Origin of the sequence: Archangium primigenium (genome assembly GCF_016904885.1) — a bacterium.
Taxonomy (GTDB): Bacteria; Myxococcota; Myxococcia; order Myxococcales; family Myxococcaceae; genus Cystobacter; species Cystobacter primigenius.
Window position 1 is genome coordinate 6002261 of record NZ_JADWYI010000001.1, and the last position, 15699, is coordinate 6017959.

Sequence of the window (15699 nt, forward strand, 5' to 3'; positions counted from 1 at the left end):
CACGCGCCGTGTCTGGACGGAAGACGCATCTGGTCGTCGTCGACACGAACCCGTCCAGCCCGCCCCTATAACGCATCCCGCCGCGCCCGGCATCCCCTCTCCGTTCCCGGGGAAAACCCGGTGGGGATGCGCCTCGCCCAGGGAGGGGGCGGCCAGGGGCTAGCGTCGGCCCAGGCGCCGGAAGACCTTCTGGAGCACCGCGCGGGCCTCGGGGATGCCCCAGGCCGCCGTGAGCGCGAAGTACACCGCCCCGAAGGGCAGCACCACCGCCGGGAAGAGCAGCGCCGGGTGCAGGTCCGGCGGCGGCAGCACCGCGCCGCCCCACTCGCCCAGGACCTGGGGCGCGGGGCCGAGCCACCGGGTGAAGGCCAGCTTGATGCCCAGGCCCACGAGTCCCGCCAGCCCCGCCGCCGCCCAGAGCCGGCCCATGTGCGCGGGCAGCGGCACCCCGCCAATCTTCACCGCCAACGTGCGCCGCAGCATTTGGGACTCAAACCACGCCATCAGCCCGCCGGACAGGGGCAGGAAGGCCGTGCCCAGGTGCGCGGGCAGGCCGAGCAGTCCGGGCAGCTTGAGCGCCAGGAACCAGGCGAGGCTCGCGTCCAGGAACACCCGCAGGGCGGCGAAGCGCAGGGGGGTGCGCGTGTCCTTGAGGGCATAGAAGGTGGAGGCGTACAGCCGCCCCAGCGCCGTGGCCACCAGGCCCACCGAGGCGCCCATCAGCACGTACCAGAGGTAGCGCGTGTCCGCGGCGGTGAAGCGGCCCGTCTGCAAGAGCGCGCCCGCCACCACGTCCCCGATGAAGAGCAGCGCCGCGGACGAGGGCACCACGAAGAAGGCGATGCGGCGCGCGCTCGTCTCCAGGCGCGTGCGCAGCTTGCCGGCCACCTCCTCGCCCGCCCCCGCCGCGCGCGACATCTCCGGCAGCTCCGCCGCGGAGATGGCCATGCCGAAGAGGCTCACCGGAATCAGGTAGATGGTCTGCGCGTAGGTGAGCGTGGACAGGGCCCGCGTGGCCACGAGCGACGCGTAGGACGTGTCCACGTAGGCGCTGATCTGCACCACGCCCCGGCCGAGCACCACCGCGCCGAAGCTGCGCAGCACCTGGCGCACGGACTCGCTCGCCGTGGACACGCGCGGCCGGAAGTGGCCGAGCACCCGCATCACCGAGGGCACCTGCACGAGGAACTGCAGCGCGCACCCAGCCACCACGCCGTAGGCCACCACCCGCGCCAGAGGCTCCTCGGCCAGGCCCTGGAGGCCCGCGCCCACCAGCGCGGTGATGATGGCCAGGTTCCACACCACGGGCGCCAGGTAGGACAGGAAGAACTTGCGGTGGCTGTTGAGCACGCCCAGGCACCACGCCGACATCACCAGGAGGCCCGTGCCCGGAAAGAGGATGCGCACCAGGCGGATGGCCAGGGCGCGCGCCTCGCCCTCGAAGCCCGGGGCGATGGTGTCCACGAAGAAGGGCGTGGCGAGCATGCCCAGCGCCACCATCACCCCCGTGGCCAGCGCCAGCAGGCCGAACACCGCGCCCGCCACCCGGTCCGCCTCCTCGTCATCCCCCTTGCCCAACAGCCCCGCGTACACCGGGATGAAGGAGCCGGACAGCACGCCCTCGCCAAAGAGGTTCTGCAGGAAGTTGGGGATGCGCAGCGCCGCCTTGAACACCGCGGCGGACACCCCGTTGCCCAGGTAGTGCGCGAAGGCGCGCTCGCGCACGAGCCCCACCAGCTTCGAGGCGAGGATGCCCGCGGCCACGAACAGGGCCCCGCCGCCACCCTTGACGGTGGTGCCCGCGGGCACGCGGTGCGGAGGAGCGGGAGTGGGCAGCGCGTCGGGTCGAGGAGCGGGAACAGTCAAGAGGGCCGCACTCTATGTCGGCCCCTTCACGCCCCAGAAGGCCTTCCTCCCCTGCTCGCCCGGGTTTCCCTTGACGCTCACCCCAGCGGGCCGCGATGGTCAGCGCTCCCATGGCCGGCCCCCCAGACCACGACCTGTCGACCGATGTGGCGCCCGGCCGTTTCCGGGCATTCCCCGCGGTCCAGCTCTAGTCCCCATGGCGAAAGTACTGGTCATCGACGACGAGGCGAACCTGCGCAAGGTGCTCGCCGCCCTGCTGCGCCGCGACGGCTTCGACGTCACCGTGGCCGCCGATGGCGAGCAGGGCCTGGCCGAGTTCCACAAGAACGGCGCGGACATCGTGGTGACCGACCTCGTCATGCCCAAGGCGGGCGGCATGGAGGTCCTCCGGGCCGTCAACGCCGCCAACCCGGACGTGCCCGTCATCATCATCACCGCGCACGGCACCGTGGACTCCGCCGTGGAGGCCATCAAGGCCGGCGCGTTCGACTACGTCACCAAGCCCTTCGATCAGTCGGAGCTCTCCGCCGCCATCGCCAAGGCCGCCAAGGCGCACGTCGTCGCCCAGCGCTCGGTGCGCGCCGACGCCAAGGCGCGCGCCGCCATCATCGGCGAGTCGCCCCAGCTCCAGGACGTCTTCAAGATCATCGACAAGGTGGCGGACACCCCGGCCACCGTGCTCATCACCGGCGAGAGCGGCACGGGCAAGGAGCTCATCGCCTCGGCGCTGCACGGCGCCTCCAGCCGCCGCGACAAGCCCTTCATCAAGATCAACTGCGCCGCCATCCCCCACACCCTGCTGGAGTCGGAGCTCTTCGGCTACGAGCGCGGGGCCTTCACCGGCGCCGTCACCTCCAAGCCCGGCCGCTTCGAGCTGGCCGACGAGGGCACGCTCTTCCTCGACGAGATCGGGGAGATCCCCGTCGAGATGCAGGTGAAGCTCTTGCGCGCGCTGCAGGAGGGCGAGTTCGAGCGCGTGGGCGGCATCAAGACGACGCGCGTGGACGTGCGCCTCATCGCCGCGACCAACCGCGACCTGCAGCAGGAGATCGACGCCGGCCGCTTCCGCAAGGATCTCTACTACCGGCTGGCGGTGGTGCCCCTGGTGCTGCCCGCCCTGCGCGAGCGGCGCGGGGACATCCCCATGCTCGCGGCGCACTTCGTGGAGAAGTACAACCGCAAGCTCAACAAGAAGATCGAGGGCATCACCGAGGACGCGCTCGCGCTCTTGCAGGCCTATTACTGGCCCGGCAACATCCGCGAGCTGGAGAACCTCATCGAGCGCGTGCTGCTGCTCGCCGACGGCCCCTCCATCACCGCGCGCGACCTGCCGGAGCCGGTGCGCCAGGCCACCACGCCACCGCCCGCCGCGCCGGCCGCTCCCCTGGAGGCCGCCCCCGGCGAGGGAGGCCTCAAGGACATCGTCCGCATGAAGGCGGCCGAGCTCGAGAAGGACCTCATCAGCAAGGCCCTGGACGAGACGGGCGGCAACGTCACCCGGGCGGCCCGGCTGCTGCAAATCAGCCGGAAATCCCTACAAACGAAGATGAAGGAATTTGGCCTGCGCGACATGGCGATACAGGATGGGCGCGACGAGGGAGCCGAGGACTGAGCCGGGGCGAAATATCGCCGCGAAACCAACGGTTCGGACCCCGCGCCATCCCCCCCTACCTCCTGGGAGCTTGAATGCGGCCGCCTCTTCCCACCCTCGGACCCCAACCCAAGAAGAGCCCGTTGGGGCCGGTCCTGGTCATCTCGTTGGTCCTTGGCCTGGTGGTCGGAGGTGTGTGGTGGTGGAACAACCGGAGCCCGTCCGCTCCGGCCGAGCCCGTCGCCGCCATGGCCCCCGTAGACCCCTCCCCTTCTGAAACCCTCGCCGCCATGGCCCCCACGGCCCTCCCCGCCCCCACCCCGGGTGGCGGTCTGGCCCCGGCGGGCGGCGTGCCGCCCACGGTGCTCCAGGCCACCGCGCCCACGGGCATGTCGCACGTCACCGTGCGTATCGAGGGCCCCCTGGAGACGGCGCTCGTCGCCGCGGCGGGCGCCTCGGTGGGCCCCGCGCTCGCCCAGGTGGTGACGCGCACGCTGGTGTGGTGGGTGGATGTGCCGGGAGACCTGCGCCGGGGGGACAGCCTGGACATCCTCTATGAGACGCGCGCCACCGAGGAGCCGCTCGTGCACGCGGTGCGCTTCTCCAGCGGCAAGACGGGCCAGACCCACCGCGCCTACCGCTTCCAGGCCTCGGGCGACAAGGCGCCCCGCTACTACCAGCCCGGCGGCGAGGAGCTGGAGCTGCGCCTGGAGGGCTCGCCCCTGGACGACTACGAGCAGGTGACGTCGCTGCTGCGCGATGGCCGCAAGCACAAGGGCGTGGACTTCAAGACCGCGGTGGGCACCCCCGTCAAGGCGCCCTTCACCGGCATCGTGAAGCGCAAGAACTGGAGCTTCCGCTTCAACGGCAACTGCGTGGAGCTGGAGGAGGTGGGGGGCAAGCACCGCCGGGCCCTCTTCCTGCACATGGACGAGCTGCCGCGCTCGCTCAAGGTGGGCGATCGCATCGCCGCCGGCACGGTGGTGGGCCGCAGCGGCAACAGTGGTCGCTCGTTCGCGCCGCACCTGCACTACCAGTTGGAGGCCCAGAACGATCGCGTGCTGGACCCCTACGAGAGCCACCGCACCTACCGGCGCTCGCTGGCGACCGCGCAGCGCGCCTCCTTCGAGGCGGAGATGCGCCGGCAGGACGCGCTGTTCGGCACCACGGTGGTGGCGGGCGCGGGCGCGGGTCACTGACCCGATTCCGTTTCTTGACACCCCCGGGCGTGGCGGCTAGCGTCCCCGAAATTTTCCCAACATTTCCCGGGGGTTAGGCGGTGGGGAGGGCCCGAAAGGGGCTCGCGCCGCGCCGGACCCGGGGAAGTGGATTTCGGAGGTCGGATGTCCAGGCTTCGTGCCGTTGCCGCCGCCCTGTCTCTGGGGATGCCGTTCGTCGCCACCGCGGCGGATGTCACCCGCGTCGCCTCCTCGTTCGAGGAGAACGATCCCTTCGGGCTGTTCATCGACGCGGGGATCGAACACACCATTCGCCGCACGCACATCCTGCGCGAGCTCGCCACGCCCGAGAAGTTGGAGGGCCGGGCTCCGCGGGAGCTGCGCAGCGCGTTCAACTACTCCCAGTACGAGACGCGTCTGAACGTGGACGTGGCGGCGGGCATCTCCCAGGACGTGGAGTTCTCCTTCGGCTTGCCCTTCATCCTCTTCCGCAACGAGTACGGCGACTACGCCGAGGGCGTCACGGCCGGCGCGCCCCTTCTCGCCAACCTGCCCGCGCGCGCGACCGGCACGGAGAATGGCTACCGGGCCTACCGGCTCGGCCTGGGCAACGCGCGCTTCGGCCTGGCGTGGGCCATCTTCAACCAGAAGAAGGACGACACGAAGCCCACCTGGGTGGCCCGCTTCCACTACGAGGCCCCCACCGCCGCCCGGCTCGATCCGTCCGTCGACACGTACAGCGACGGCACGTCCCGCACGCCCGTGGGCGATCGCGTGCACAAGTACACGCTGAGCACGGCGCTCTCGCGGCAGATTGGTCTCGCCGAGCCGTACTTCAGGGCCTCGTGGACCATCCCCGTGCGGGGCCCCGGCGCCTACTCCAACTGCGACAATGACGGACTGCTCGACGCGGGGAGCCGGGGCAACTGCGGCCCCACGGGCCTGGCCGCCGGGTGGACGCGCGCGGCCACGGGCCTCCAGGCGCCCCACGTGGTGGGCGTCGTGGTGGGCTCGGAGTTCCAGATCATCGACAACCCCGTGCGCAACATCCGCCTGGACGTGCGCGCCGTGGGCAACTTCGTGGGCGCGGGGCGCTACTACAACGAGCTGAGCGGCGCGCTGGGCAAGATGCTCACCACCTCCGAGTACCTCCAGGTGGGCGGCCAGGCGGGCCTCACGGTGCGCGTCAGTGGCTTCCTCGCCATCCGCGGCACGGCCATGTTCCTCTACAACACGGACCACGCCCTGACGGGAGAGAAGCCCGAGGCCGATCCCACGGGCGGCACCACGCTCAGCGCGAACCCCAGCCACGATCCGCGCTGGGACGCCGCCGGGACGCGCTTCTTCGCGTCCGAGAGCAAGGACTTCCGCTTCGACGCGACGGCGCTCTTCACGTTCTGAGCGGAGCGCCGGGCGTGCCTAGCGCTTCTTGAGCCCGAGCCCGAGCCGGTACACGTCCTGCCCGGACCAGCCGGCGCGGCGGGCCAGCTCGGTGCTCAACCCCTTGAGCTTCTCGCCGCGCCCGAGCCCCTCTTCCAGGGCGCGCCGCAGCTCCTCCTCGCTCCAGCGCTGCTCGCCCGTGCGGCCCTCCACGAGCACCACCACCTCGCCCCGGGGCTCCTCGGTCGCGTAGCGCTCCACGAGCGCGCTCAAGCCGCCGCGCACGAACTCCTCGTGCACCTTGGTGAGCTCGCGCGCCACCACGCACCGCCGCTCGCCCAGCGCGTCGCGCAGATCCGCCAGCGTCTCGCCGAGCCGCCGCGGGGACTCATAGAGGGCGAGGGTCGCGGACAGGGGCGCCACCTCCTCCAGCATGGCCTGGCGCTCGGGGCCCTTGCGCGGCAGGAAGCCGAGGAAGTGGAAGCGCCCGGTGGGAAGCCCCGACGCACTCAGCGCCGCCACCAGCGCGGTGGGCCCCGGCACCGGCACCACCTTCACGCCCCGCTCGATCGCCTCGGCCACCAGCTTCTCGCCGGGATCGCTGATGCCCGGACTGCCCGCGTCCGTCACCAGGGCGCAGTCCTCCCCGGCCTCGAGCCGGTCCAGGATGCGGCCCGCGCGCTGCCCCTCGGCGAAGGCGGGCAGGCTCACCGTGTCCGCGGCGATGCCGAAGTGATCGAGCAGCACGCGCGAGTGGCGCGTGTCCTCGCAAGCCACGAAGGCCACCTGCCGCAAGGTCTCCAGGGCCCGCGTGGACACGTCCCCCAGGTTCCCGATGGGCGTGGCCACCAGATAAAGCGTTCCCGACATAACCCTGAGTCCTCACATGCCGGCGTCGAACGCGCCCGGCAGATGCTCCACCGTCGCGCGCTCGCCGCGGCCCACCACCGAGATGACATCGAAGCGCAGCATGCGGCCGCGCACGCCCTGCGTGCCCAGGTAGTGCAGCGCCGTCTTCACCACCCGGCGCTGCTTGGCGAAGGACACCGTCTGGGACGGATCGCCCCAGGCCGCCGTGGAGCGCATGCGCACCTCCACGAAACACAGGGTGCCCTCGCGCTCGGCCACCACGTCCAGCTCCCCATGGCGGCACGCGTAGTTGCGCGCCTGGATTCGGTAGCCCTGGGCCTCCAGGTAGCGCACCGCCGCCGCCTCGCCCTCGTTCCCCCACTGCTTGCGCTCCACCCTCGCCCCTCGCCTTTCCCGCCGCGCCCCCCGCTCTACAGGGGAATCGTCGCGTCCGCGACCTGCGCGAAGCCCCCGAGCGGCGTGACATGCAAGACCTGGGTCAGCGTGCCCAGGTGCTTGAGCATGCGGCCGAGCAGCGGCAATCGGGACTCGTCCACGCCGAGGAACGCATCCTCGACGAGCAGCGGCATCTTGACGCGCGCGCTCACCTTCTCCACCACCGTGAGCCGCAGGCTCAGGAAGAAGAGGTCCACCTCGCGCGGGGGCAGCTCCGAGAGCAACTGGCGCCGACCCGACGCGCCCACCACCGACGTGTTGCCGTCCCGGTCCCACTCCACGCCGACGTAGCGGCGCTCGGTGAGGGCGCTGAAGTACTGGGTGCAGCGCTCGCGCATCACCCCCGTCACGGCGTGGACGTCCAGGGTGAGCAAGTCTCCCGCCTGCCCGAGCAACAGGGGCGAGGGATCCTCCAGGGGCTCCGGCCCGCTGGACACGTCGTGCCCGGACAGGGACGCCATGGCCTGGGGGTTGCGCGCGAGCGCGATGGACTCCTTGAGGCGCGACAGCTCGCGCTCCACCTCGCGCATGTCGCGCACGAAGGTGCCCTTCTGCTCGATCTTCGCGTTGAGCAGCTCGATCTGCTGGCGGATGAGCGGCAGCTGCTCGCCCGCGGCGACGAACTCCGGGTGCCGCTCCTGGGTGATGAGCTGGGTGCGCAGCTGCGCCACCTCGGAGCCGAGCTGCTCGCGCCGCTGCAGCCGGGGAGGAATGTCCCCGGGCGTGTCCACGTCGAAGATTTCCATGGCACGGCGCACGGGCGCGGCCTCGGCCTCGAACTCCTCGGTGATCTTCTTCTCGCGGGCGGTGAACGTCTCGTTGCGGCGATCCACCCGATCCTTCTCCTGGAGATCCTCCACGTAGCGCAGGGCGAGCACGGCGGCGAAGCCGAAGGCCGGCACGTCCAGCAGGGCCACGTAGCGCGCGCTCTTGCTCAGAAAGAAGCTCAGGCCGAAGAACAGCACGCCCGCGGCCACCGCGATCCAGAAGTTGCGGTTCTTCACCAGCGGCTTGATCTCCGGCAGCCGCGCGGCCTCCTCCTCGGCGAGATCCTTGTCGGCCAGCAGCCGGGCGATGGCCTCGTCCCGCCGGGCGAGCACCCGGCCGTAGCGCTCGGCACGCGCGGCGATGTCCGCGGGCAGGCCCATCTTCTCGGGCGTGGGCTCGGCGTTCCAGAGCGCCTCGGCCTCGCGCACCTTCTCCTTGAGGCCCTCCGTGCCGCGCAGCTTCTGCTCCAGATCGAAGACCTGGGAGTTGAGCCCGTCCACCTCGAACTGGAGGTTGTCCACCTCCTTGCAGAGCAGCAGCTCCTTCTCGAGCTCCTTCTGCCGGGCCTCGGCGGCGGGAATGTCGTGGGCGGGCTGCACCGCCTGGGCGCTGGCGAGCCCGCCCAGGGCGAGCCCCGGCGAGGACTGCGTGCGCACGGCGGGCATGCCCGGCGAGGACTTGGTGCGCAGACCGCCGCTGGAGGTCGTCGCGCGGACGCCACCCCGCGGGCGACGCGAGGGCAGCTGCCCGGCCTGCAGGCAGAAGATGGACTCGAAGGTGCCCCGCGGCGGCAGTCCCACCTGGCCGCGCAGGAACTGGTTGGCCTCGGCGGTGTCCTGCGTGACGAGCTCTGGCTGCTTCGTGGTGGGGTTGAGCCGGTGCAGCGAGCCCCCACCGCCCAGCTCCCGCAGCACGCGGTAGGTGACCCCGTCCTGGCCCACCAGCGTGAGCGCGGCCTTGCCCGGCTTCTGCGGCGAGGCGGAGAACGCCGCGTCCCCGCCCCGGCCATCCGGGAAGAGCAGCGCGAGCGACAGCCCGGCCATCGGGCTCGGGTCCGTCGCGGGTGGTTTGAGGACCAGATAGCCCGTCTTCAAGGCGAAACGGCCGGTCGGAGAGAACCCCCGGACATTCTGGACGGCAAGCTCGACGAAGTGCATGCGCCCCCCATTCTAGCGCGCGTGAACATGAAAAAAGGGAGCGTCCTTGAAAAAGGACACTCCCCGGAAAGGCACCGGCCCGCGAGCGGACCGGAGGACGCCGACTACGCCTTGGCCTTGACGACCTTGGCGGCCTTGGCGGCGCGACGCATCTCCACGTCCTCCACGCTCTCCACGCGCGAGGCCTTGCCCTTGAGGTTGCGGATGTAGAAGAGGCGGTTGCGGTTCACGTGGCCGCGGGTGAGGACCTCGATCTTCTCGTAGCGGGGGCTGTGCACCGGGAAGATGCGCTCCACGCCGACGCCGAAGGACACCTTGCGCACGGTGAAGGTGGCGCGGTTGTAGCCCTTCGTCTTGCGGATGACGAGACCCTCGAACGCCTGCACGCGCTCCTTGTCGCCTTCCTTGACCTTCCAGTGGACCCGAACCGAGTCACCGGTTTGGAACACGGTGACGTCCTGGCGGAGGTGCTTGGCCTCCACGTACTCGATAGCGCTGCGACGCATGGACTGACTCCAGAAAAGCTCAGACTGGGGTACGAAAACTTGAGAGCGGGCCGTCCTACCAGAGTGGCGGGAGCCGGATCAAGCCCGGAGAGGCCACTTCCCTCGGAGAATGCCTCCGGGAGGCTTACAACTCCTCCTCGGCCTTGGACAACAACTTGAGATCCGCCTTGCCCAAGGTCAGGCGGGCGAACAGATCCGGCCGCCGCTCGCGCGTGAGCCGCAGCGCGTGCCAGCGCCGCCACCGGGCGATGCGCGCGTGGTTTCCCTCCTGGAGGATGGCGGGCACCTCGGCGCCCCGGAAGACGGGCGGCCGGGTGTAGTGCGGGTGCTCGAGGAGGTTCTCCTCGAAGCTCTCGGTGACGCTGGAGGCCTCGTTGCCCAACACCCCGGGCAACAGCCGCGCCACGGCGTCCACCACGGCCAGGGCGGCCACCTCGCCCCCGGTGAGGATGAAGTCCCCCAGGGACAACTCCCCGTCCAGGAAGGGCATGACCCGCTCGTCCACGCCCTCGTAGCGGCCACACACGAGGATCAGCCCGGGCTCGCGCACGAGCTCGCGGGCCCGCGCCTGGGTGAAGGTGGGACCGCGGGGGCTCATCAGCAGGGCCTTGGTGCCCGCGGGGGCCCGGGCCCGGGCGGCTTCCAGCGCCGCCACCAGGGGCTCGGGCTTCATCACCATGCCGGCGCCGCCCCCGTAGGGCGCGTCGTCGGTGACCCGGTGCTTGCCCTCGGCGTAGTCGCGCACGTACGTCACGGTGACGCCGAGCAGGCCCTTGTCCCGGGCCTTGCCGAGGATGCTCGCGCCCAGGTAGCCCTGCACGCTGTCCGGGAAGAGCGTCAGCACCTCCACGGGAAACATCACGCCTCCTCGTCCCGCCCGCCGCCGCCCACCTCCAGGTACTCCGGAGGCTTCACCACGAGCTTGCCGCCCGGGATGTCCACGGTGGAGACGAAGTCATCGGCGAAGGGCACCACGAGCTCCTCGCGGCCCTCGGCGCGGATGACGAGGTTGGGCACCTCGCCGGTGTCCCACAGCTCCTCCACGCGGCCGAGCACGTTGCCCGCGGCATCCACCGCGGTGAGGCCCACCAGGTCTCCCTGGAAGTACTCGTCCTCGGACGGAGGCTCGAGGTCCTCGCGGAACACGAGCACGGTGGCGCCCACGAGCGCCTCGGCGTCCTCGCGGCGCTCCACGTCCTCGAAGACCACGAGGGTCTCCTTGGGGGTGGGCCGCACGGACTCGATGCGCAGCAGGCGCTCCTGCCCGGCGCGGGTGCGCACGAGCACGCGCTCGACGAAGTCCAGGGTCTCGGAGGCCGGGTCGAAGGCGCGTACGGCCACCTCGCCCTTGAGACCATGGGCCCGTGCCACGTAGCCCAACTCCAGATGGGGCTTGAGCGTCACGGGTTGTCGGGAGGGGAAGAGGCGGGGCCCGGCGGCACGCGACGGTCGTCCTGGATCTCCAGACGGACCTTCTGCCCATGCTTCTGGGCCGCGGCGCCGATCAGCGTCCGGAGGGCACCCACCGTGCGCCCATCACGTCCGATGACCTTGCCCACGTCCTCGGGGGAGACCTTCAGCTCGTAGAGCCGGGCCCCGTCCACCTCGGACGCGCGCAAGGCGACCTGGTCGGGATGATCGACCAGGGACCGCACCAGGTAGAGGATGAGTGGCTCCACGCTGTCGACTCAGCCCCGAGGGGGACTAGGTGGCGGGCGTGGCGCGCTTGTGGCGCTTGATGAGCTCGCTGACGGTCTCGGACTCCTGCGCGCCGACCTTCTGCCAGTGCGCCAGGCGCTCCGCGTCGAACTCCACCTTGGCGGGGGTGTGGTTCGGATCGTAGGAGCCCACGGCCTCGATGAACTTGCCGTCCCGGGGGCTGCGGGAGTCAGTGGCCACCACGTGGTAGTACGGCTTCTTCTTGGAGCCCGCGCGGGCGAGACGGAGGATAACGGCCATTTCTGATGCTCCAGGTGAAGACTGAAGGTGAGACAAGAAGGTGATCAGCTTGGAGGGGGGCGCTCTTAACCCCCCCACGCGCGGATTGTCAAGGAAGCTCGGGGCTTTGCGCCGATTCCGAGGCGCTCTCCCCTCCCCGGTTGGCCAACTGGCCGCACGCCCCCGCGATGTCCCGCCCGCGATTCTGCCGGATGAAGGCCGCCACGTGGCCCTCGCACAGGAGTTCCCGGAAGCGCTCGGCCCGCTGCTCCATGGTCGTCTGGAAGCCCAGGCCGGGGTTCTCGTTGTAGGGAATGAGGTTCACCTTGGCGGGGATGCCCTTGAGCAGCTCGATGAGCCGCGCGGCGTCCGCGTCGGTGTCGTTGAAGTCGCGCAGCAGCACGTACTCGAAGGTGATGCGGCGGCCCTGGCGCAGGGGGAACTTGCGGCAGGCGTCGAGCAGCGCCGCGATGTTCCACTTGCGGTTGACGGGCATCGTCTGGGAGCGCTGCTCGTCGGTGCTCGCGTTGAGCGAGATGGCCAGCTTCACGTCCGTCTCCTGCCCGAAGCGCTCGATCATCGGCACGAGGCCCACGGTGGACACGGTGATGTGGCGGTGGCTGAAGTTCGGCCCGTCCCCGGACTGGAGGATGGCGAGCGACGTCTTGAGGTTCTCGAAGTTGTGCAGGGGCTCGCCCATGCCCATGAACACCAGGTTGGACAGGGGCCGCAGCGTCTCCAGGCCCTCGTTCTTGCGCACCTCGCGGTTGACCGCGTGCACCTGGGCGACGATCTCCCCGGGCGTCAGGTTGCGCTTGAGGCCCAGGGTGCCCGTCATGCAGAAGGTGCACGCCATGGCGCAGCCCACCTGCGTGGACACGCACAGCGTCTTGCGGTCCGCGGAGGGCATGTAGACGGACTCGATGTAGCGGCCATCCCGCGTCTTCCAGCGGTACTTGATGGTGCCATCCACCGAGCGCTGCTCGGCGTCCTTCACCAGCGGGACGATCTCCGCGCGCTCCTTGAGCTTCGTGCGCAGGGCCTTGGACAGGTCCGTCATCTCGTCGAACGAGGTGGCGCCGCGCTGGTGCATCCACCGGTAGAGCTGCCCGGCCCGGAAGGCCTTCTCGCCCAGTTGCTCGGTGAGGAAGCGGGTGAGCCCCTCGAGCGTGAGGCTGGAGACCTCCGTGAGCTTCGCGGGCGCGGGGGCCGCGACGGGCAGGACGGGGGCCGGGATCTCGGCGGGGGCGCTGGAGGGCTCGGTCGGCGTCATCAGGGTTCCAACGGGCAGGAGACAGCGTCCCTTCCCACATCCGGGGAGGCGGAGTCAAAAATGGCCCCCGGAAAAGACGACGGCCCGGTCCCGCGACGGAGCGCGGGGACCGGGCCGGGCTCCAGGCAGGGCTCCTCGAGGGAGCCCGTCCGGACTACTTCTTGCCGGCGTACTCGTAGCCGTGGACCTCGGTCTCGCGGAAGAAGTACGCGATCTCGTTCTTCGCGTTCTCCAGGCTGTCCGAGCCGTGGACCGTGTTCTGGTCGATGCTGGTGGCGAAGTCGCGGCGGATGGTGCCCGGGGCGGCGTTGGCCGGGTTGGTGGCGCCCATCAGGTCGCGGTTGGCCAGCACGGCGTTCTCACCCTCGAGCACCATCAGGACGACGGGGCCGGAGATCATGAAGCTCACCAGATCCTTGAAGAAGGGGCGAGCCTTGTGAACGGCGTAGAAGCCCTCGGCCTGGGCCTGGGACAGGTGCTGCAGGCGGATGGCGACGGGCTTGAGGTTCTTCTCCTCGAAGCGGGCGATGATCTGACCGATGACGCCCTTCTGAAGACCGTCCGGCTTGATGATGGACAGCGTACGCTCGATGGCCATGGAATGGCTCCTGGTATGTCGGGACAGCGGGTTTAGGAACTAGCGCTTCTTGGGGGGGCCACGCTTGATGGCCTCCTGCAGCGTGGTGCCGAGCTCGGCGGGGCTCGCGGCCATCACGAAGCCCGCGGCCTCCATGGCCTTGATCTTCTCGGTGGCCGTGCCCTTGCCGCCGGAGATGATGGCGCCCGCGTGGCCCATGCGCTTGCCCGGGGGGGCGGACTGGCCGGCGATGAAGCCCGCGATGGGCTTCTTGAACTCGCGCGCCACGTACTCGGCACCGGCCTCCTCGGCGCTGCCGCCGATCTCGCCGATCATGATGACCGCGTCCGTCTCCGGATCGTCATTGAAGAGCTTGAGCACGTCCACGAAGTCCGTGCCGTTGACCGGGTCGCCGCCGATGCCCACCGCGGTGGACTGGCCCAGGCCCAGCTGGGTGAGCTGGTGCACGGCCTCGTAGGTGAGCGTGCCCGAGCGCGACACCACGCCGATGCGGCCCGGCTTGTGGATGTGGCCCGGCATGATGCCGATCTTGCACTTGGCGCCGGGGGTGATGACGCCCGGGCAGTTCGGGCCGATGAGGCGCACGCCCTGCTTGCCCTGGATGTAGCGCTTGGCGCGCACCATGTCGTTGACGGGGATGCCCTCGGTGATGGTGATGATGAGGGAGATGCCCGCGTCGGCCGCCTCCATGATGGAGTCGGCGGCGAAGGGCGGCGGCACGAAGATGACCGAGGTGTTGGCGCCGGTCTGCTTCACCGCGTCGGCCACCGTGTTGAACACGGGGACCTTGCCCTCGAAGTCGGTGCCGCCCTTGCCCGGCGTCACACCGCCGACCAGCTTGGTGCCGTACTCCAGCATCTGCTTGGAGTGGAACGAGCCCGCCGAGCCGGTGATGCCCTGGCAGAGGACCTTCGTGTTCTCATTGACGAGGATGCTCATGGCTTGACCTTTCTCTGCCTGGGACTACTTCTTCACCGCGGCGACGGCCTTCTCGGCGGCCTGGCGGAGGTTGTCGGCGGGGGTGATGGCGAGGCCGGAGTTGCTCAGGAGGTCCTTGCCCTGCTGCACGTTGGTGCCCTCGAGGCGCACCACCAGCGGGATCTTCAACTGCACTTCCTTGGCCGCCGCGATGATGCCCTCGGCGATGATGTCGCACTTCATGATGCCGCCGAAGATGTTGACGAGCACCGCCTTGACCGCCGGATCGGCGAGGATGAGCTTGAAGGCCGCCGTCACCTTCTCCTTGCTCGCGCCGCCGCCCACGTCCAGGAAGTTGGCCGGGCTGCCGCCCACCAGCTTGATGGTGTCCATGGTGGCCATGGCCAGACCGGCGCCGTTCACCATGCAGCCGATGTCGCCGTCCAGCGCGATGTAGGCCAGGTCGTGCTCCTTGGCCTGGATCTCCCGCGGCTCCTCCTCCGCGAGGTCCCGGTAGGCCTGCAGCTCCTTGTGCCGGTAGAGCGCGTTCTCCTCGAAGTCCACCTTCGCGTCGAGCGCCACCACGCCCCCCTCCTTGGTGATGACCAGGGGGTTGATCTCCACGAGCGAGGCGTCCGACTCGATGAACACGCGGTAGAGCGCCGCGCAGAACTGCACGAACTTGTTCACCGTGGGACCCGTCAGGCCCAGGCCAAAGGCCAGCTTGCGGCCCTGGAAGTCCTGGAAGCCCGAGATGGGATCCACCGCCTCGCGGAGGATCTTCTCCGGGTGCTTCTCGGCCACTTCCTCGATCTCCACGCCGCCCTCACGGGACGCCATGAAGGTGATGCGCGAGGTGGCGCGATCCAGCGTCACGCCGAGGTAGAGCTCCTGACCGATGGCCAGACCTTCCTCGATGTAGACCTTGTTGACCGTCTGGCCCTCGGGCCCGGTCTGGATCGTCTTGAGCTTCATGCCGAGCATCTGCTGGGCGAGCTGCTTCGCCTCGGCGGGGCTCTTGGCGAGCTTCACGCCGCCGCCCTTGCCGCGACCACCGGCGTGGATCTGGGCCTTGACCACCACCACCGCCGTGCCCAACTCCTGGGCGGCCTTCTCGGCCTCCTCGGGCGTGTGCGCGAGGATGCCTCGCGGCGTGGGGACGCCATACTTCCGGAAGACTTCCTTGCCCTGGTACTCGTGGATCTTCATCGAAGCTCCGGG

At 70.1% G+C, this 15699-nt stretch carries 16 protein-coding genes; 3 read left to right on the forward strand and 13 right to left on the reverse strand.

Translation table 11 applies throughout. The features are described 5' to 3' along the window. Positions 1-159 precede the first annotated feature (159 nt). A complete protein-coding gene (gene murJ, locus I3V78_RS24580; RefSeq protein ID WP_204490874.1) occupies positions 160-1866 on the reverse strand; it encodes a murein biosynthesis integral membrane protein MurJ in 1707 nt (568 codons plus the stop codon). 196 nt (positions 1867-2062) lie between these two features. Between murJ and I3V78_RS24585 the strand changes: the two genes are divergently transcribed. The 3 genes from I3V78_RS24585 (at position 2063) to I3V78_RS24595 (ending at position 6036) form a co-directional block, all read left to right on the forward strand. Then, on the forward strand, positions 2063-3478 hold the full coding sequence (locus I3V78_RS24585; protein ID WP_204490875.1) for a sigma-54-dependent transcriptional regulator: 1416 nt from the start codon (positions 2063-2065) through the stop codon (positions 3476-3478). A gap of 269 nt (positions 3479-3747) precedes the next feature. Beyond that, positions 3748-4656 (forward strand): M23 family metallopeptidase, encoded by a 909-nt coding sequence (locus I3V78_RS24590; RefSeq protein WP_420840427.1) that lies wholly within the window; start codon positions 3748-3750, stop codon positions 4654-4656. 144 nt (positions 4657-4800) lie between these two features. After that, positions 4801-6036 carry a hypothetical protein gene (locus tag I3V78_RS24595; RefSeq protein WP_204490877.1) on the forward strand — a complete coding sequence of 412 codons (1236 nt, stop codon included), beginning with the start codon at positions 4801-4803 and terminating at the stop codon, positions 6034-6036. An 18-nt stretch (positions 6037-6054) separates the two neighbouring features. Here the strand turns inward: I3V78_RS24595 and rsmI are convergent, their stop codons facing one another. The 12 genes from rsmI to sucC form a co-directional block, all read right to left on the reverse strand. After that, the gene (gene rsmI, locus I3V78_RS24600; RefSeq protein ID WP_204490878.1) at positions 6055-6885 is read right to left on the reverse strand and encodes a 16S rRNA (cytidine(1402)-2'-O)-methyltransferase; all 831 of its coding nucleotides are present in this window, start codon (positions 6883-6885) and stop codon (positions 6055-6057) included. 12 nt (positions 6886-6897) lie between these two features. After that, positions 6898-7260 carry a YraN family protein gene (locus I3V78_RS24605; protein ID WP_204490879.1) on the reverse strand — a complete coding sequence of 121 codons (363 nt, stop codon included), beginning with the start codon at positions 7258-7260 and terminating at the stop codon, positions 6898-6900. Positions 7261-7295: 35 nt separating this feature from the next. Next, positions 7296-9245, reverse strand: a complete 1950-nt coding sequence (locus I3V78_RS24610; RefSeq protein ID WP_204490880.1) for an ATP-binding protein — start codon at positions 9243-9245, stop codon at positions 7296-7298. Between the two features lie 104 nt (positions 9246-9349). Continuing rightward, positions 9350-9751: a 50S ribosomal protein L19 gene (gene rplS, locus I3V78_RS24615; protein WP_204490881.1), complete on the reverse strand. Its 402-nt coding sequence runs from the start codon at positions 9749-9751 to the stop codon at positions 9350-9352. A gap of 124 nt (positions 9752-9875) precedes the next feature. Next, entirely contained in the window at positions 9876-10610 is a 735-nt protein-coding gene (trmD, locus tag I3V78_RS24620) for a tRNA (guanosine(37)-N1)-methyltransferase TrmD (protein WP_204490882.1), read from the reverse strand. After that, the gene (rimM, locus tag I3V78_RS24625) at positions 10610-11155 is read right to left on the reverse strand and encodes a ribosome maturation factor RimM (protein WP_204490883.1); all 546 of its coding nucleotides are present in this window, start codon (positions 11153-11155) and stop codon (positions 10610-10612) included. Before rimM ends, trmD begins: the two co-directional genes overlap by 1 nt. Further along, positions 11152-11430: a KH domain-containing protein gene (locus tag I3V78_RS24630; RefSeq protein WP_204490884.1), complete on the reverse strand. Its 279-nt coding sequence runs from the start codon at positions 11428-11430 to the stop codon at positions 11152-11154. The genes rimM and I3V78_RS24630 overlap by 4 nt, the downstream gene beginning before the upstream one ends. Positions 11431-11455: 25 nt before the next feature. Continuing rightward, positions 11456-11710 carry a 30S ribosomal protein S16 gene (gene rpsP, locus I3V78_RS24635; protein ID WP_204490885.1) on the reverse strand — a complete coding sequence of 85 codons (255 nt, stop codon included), beginning with the start codon at positions 11708-11710 and terminating at the stop codon, positions 11456-11458. Positions 11711-11798: 88 nt separating this feature from the next. Next, positions 11799-12962, reverse strand: coding sequence for a dual-specificity RNA methyltransferase RlmN (gene rlmN / locus I3V78_RS24640; protein WP_239576574.1), 1164 nt, complete (start codon positions 12960-12962; stop codon positions 11799-11801). A 154-nt stretch (positions 12963-13116) separates the two neighbouring features. After that, on the reverse strand, positions 13117-13560 hold the full coding sequence (ndk, locus tag I3V78_RS24645) for a nucleoside-diphosphate kinase (RefSeq protein ID WP_204490886.1): 444 nt from the start codon (positions 13558-13560) through the stop codon (positions 13117-13119). A 39-nt stretch (positions 13561-13599) separates the two neighbouring features. Then, positions 13600-14499: a succinate--CoA ligase subunit alpha gene (sucD, locus tag I3V78_RS24650; protein ID WP_204490887.1), complete on the reverse strand. Its 900-nt coding sequence runs from the start codon at positions 14497-14499 to the stop codon at positions 13600-13602. 24 nt (positions 14500-14523) lie between these two features. Then, entirely contained in the window at positions 14524-15687 is a 1164-nt protein-coding gene (gene sucC / locus I3V78_RS24655; RefSeq protein ID WP_204490888.1) for an ADP-forming succinate--CoA ligase subunit beta, read from the reverse strand. Positions 15688-15699: the final 12 nt, after the last annotated feature.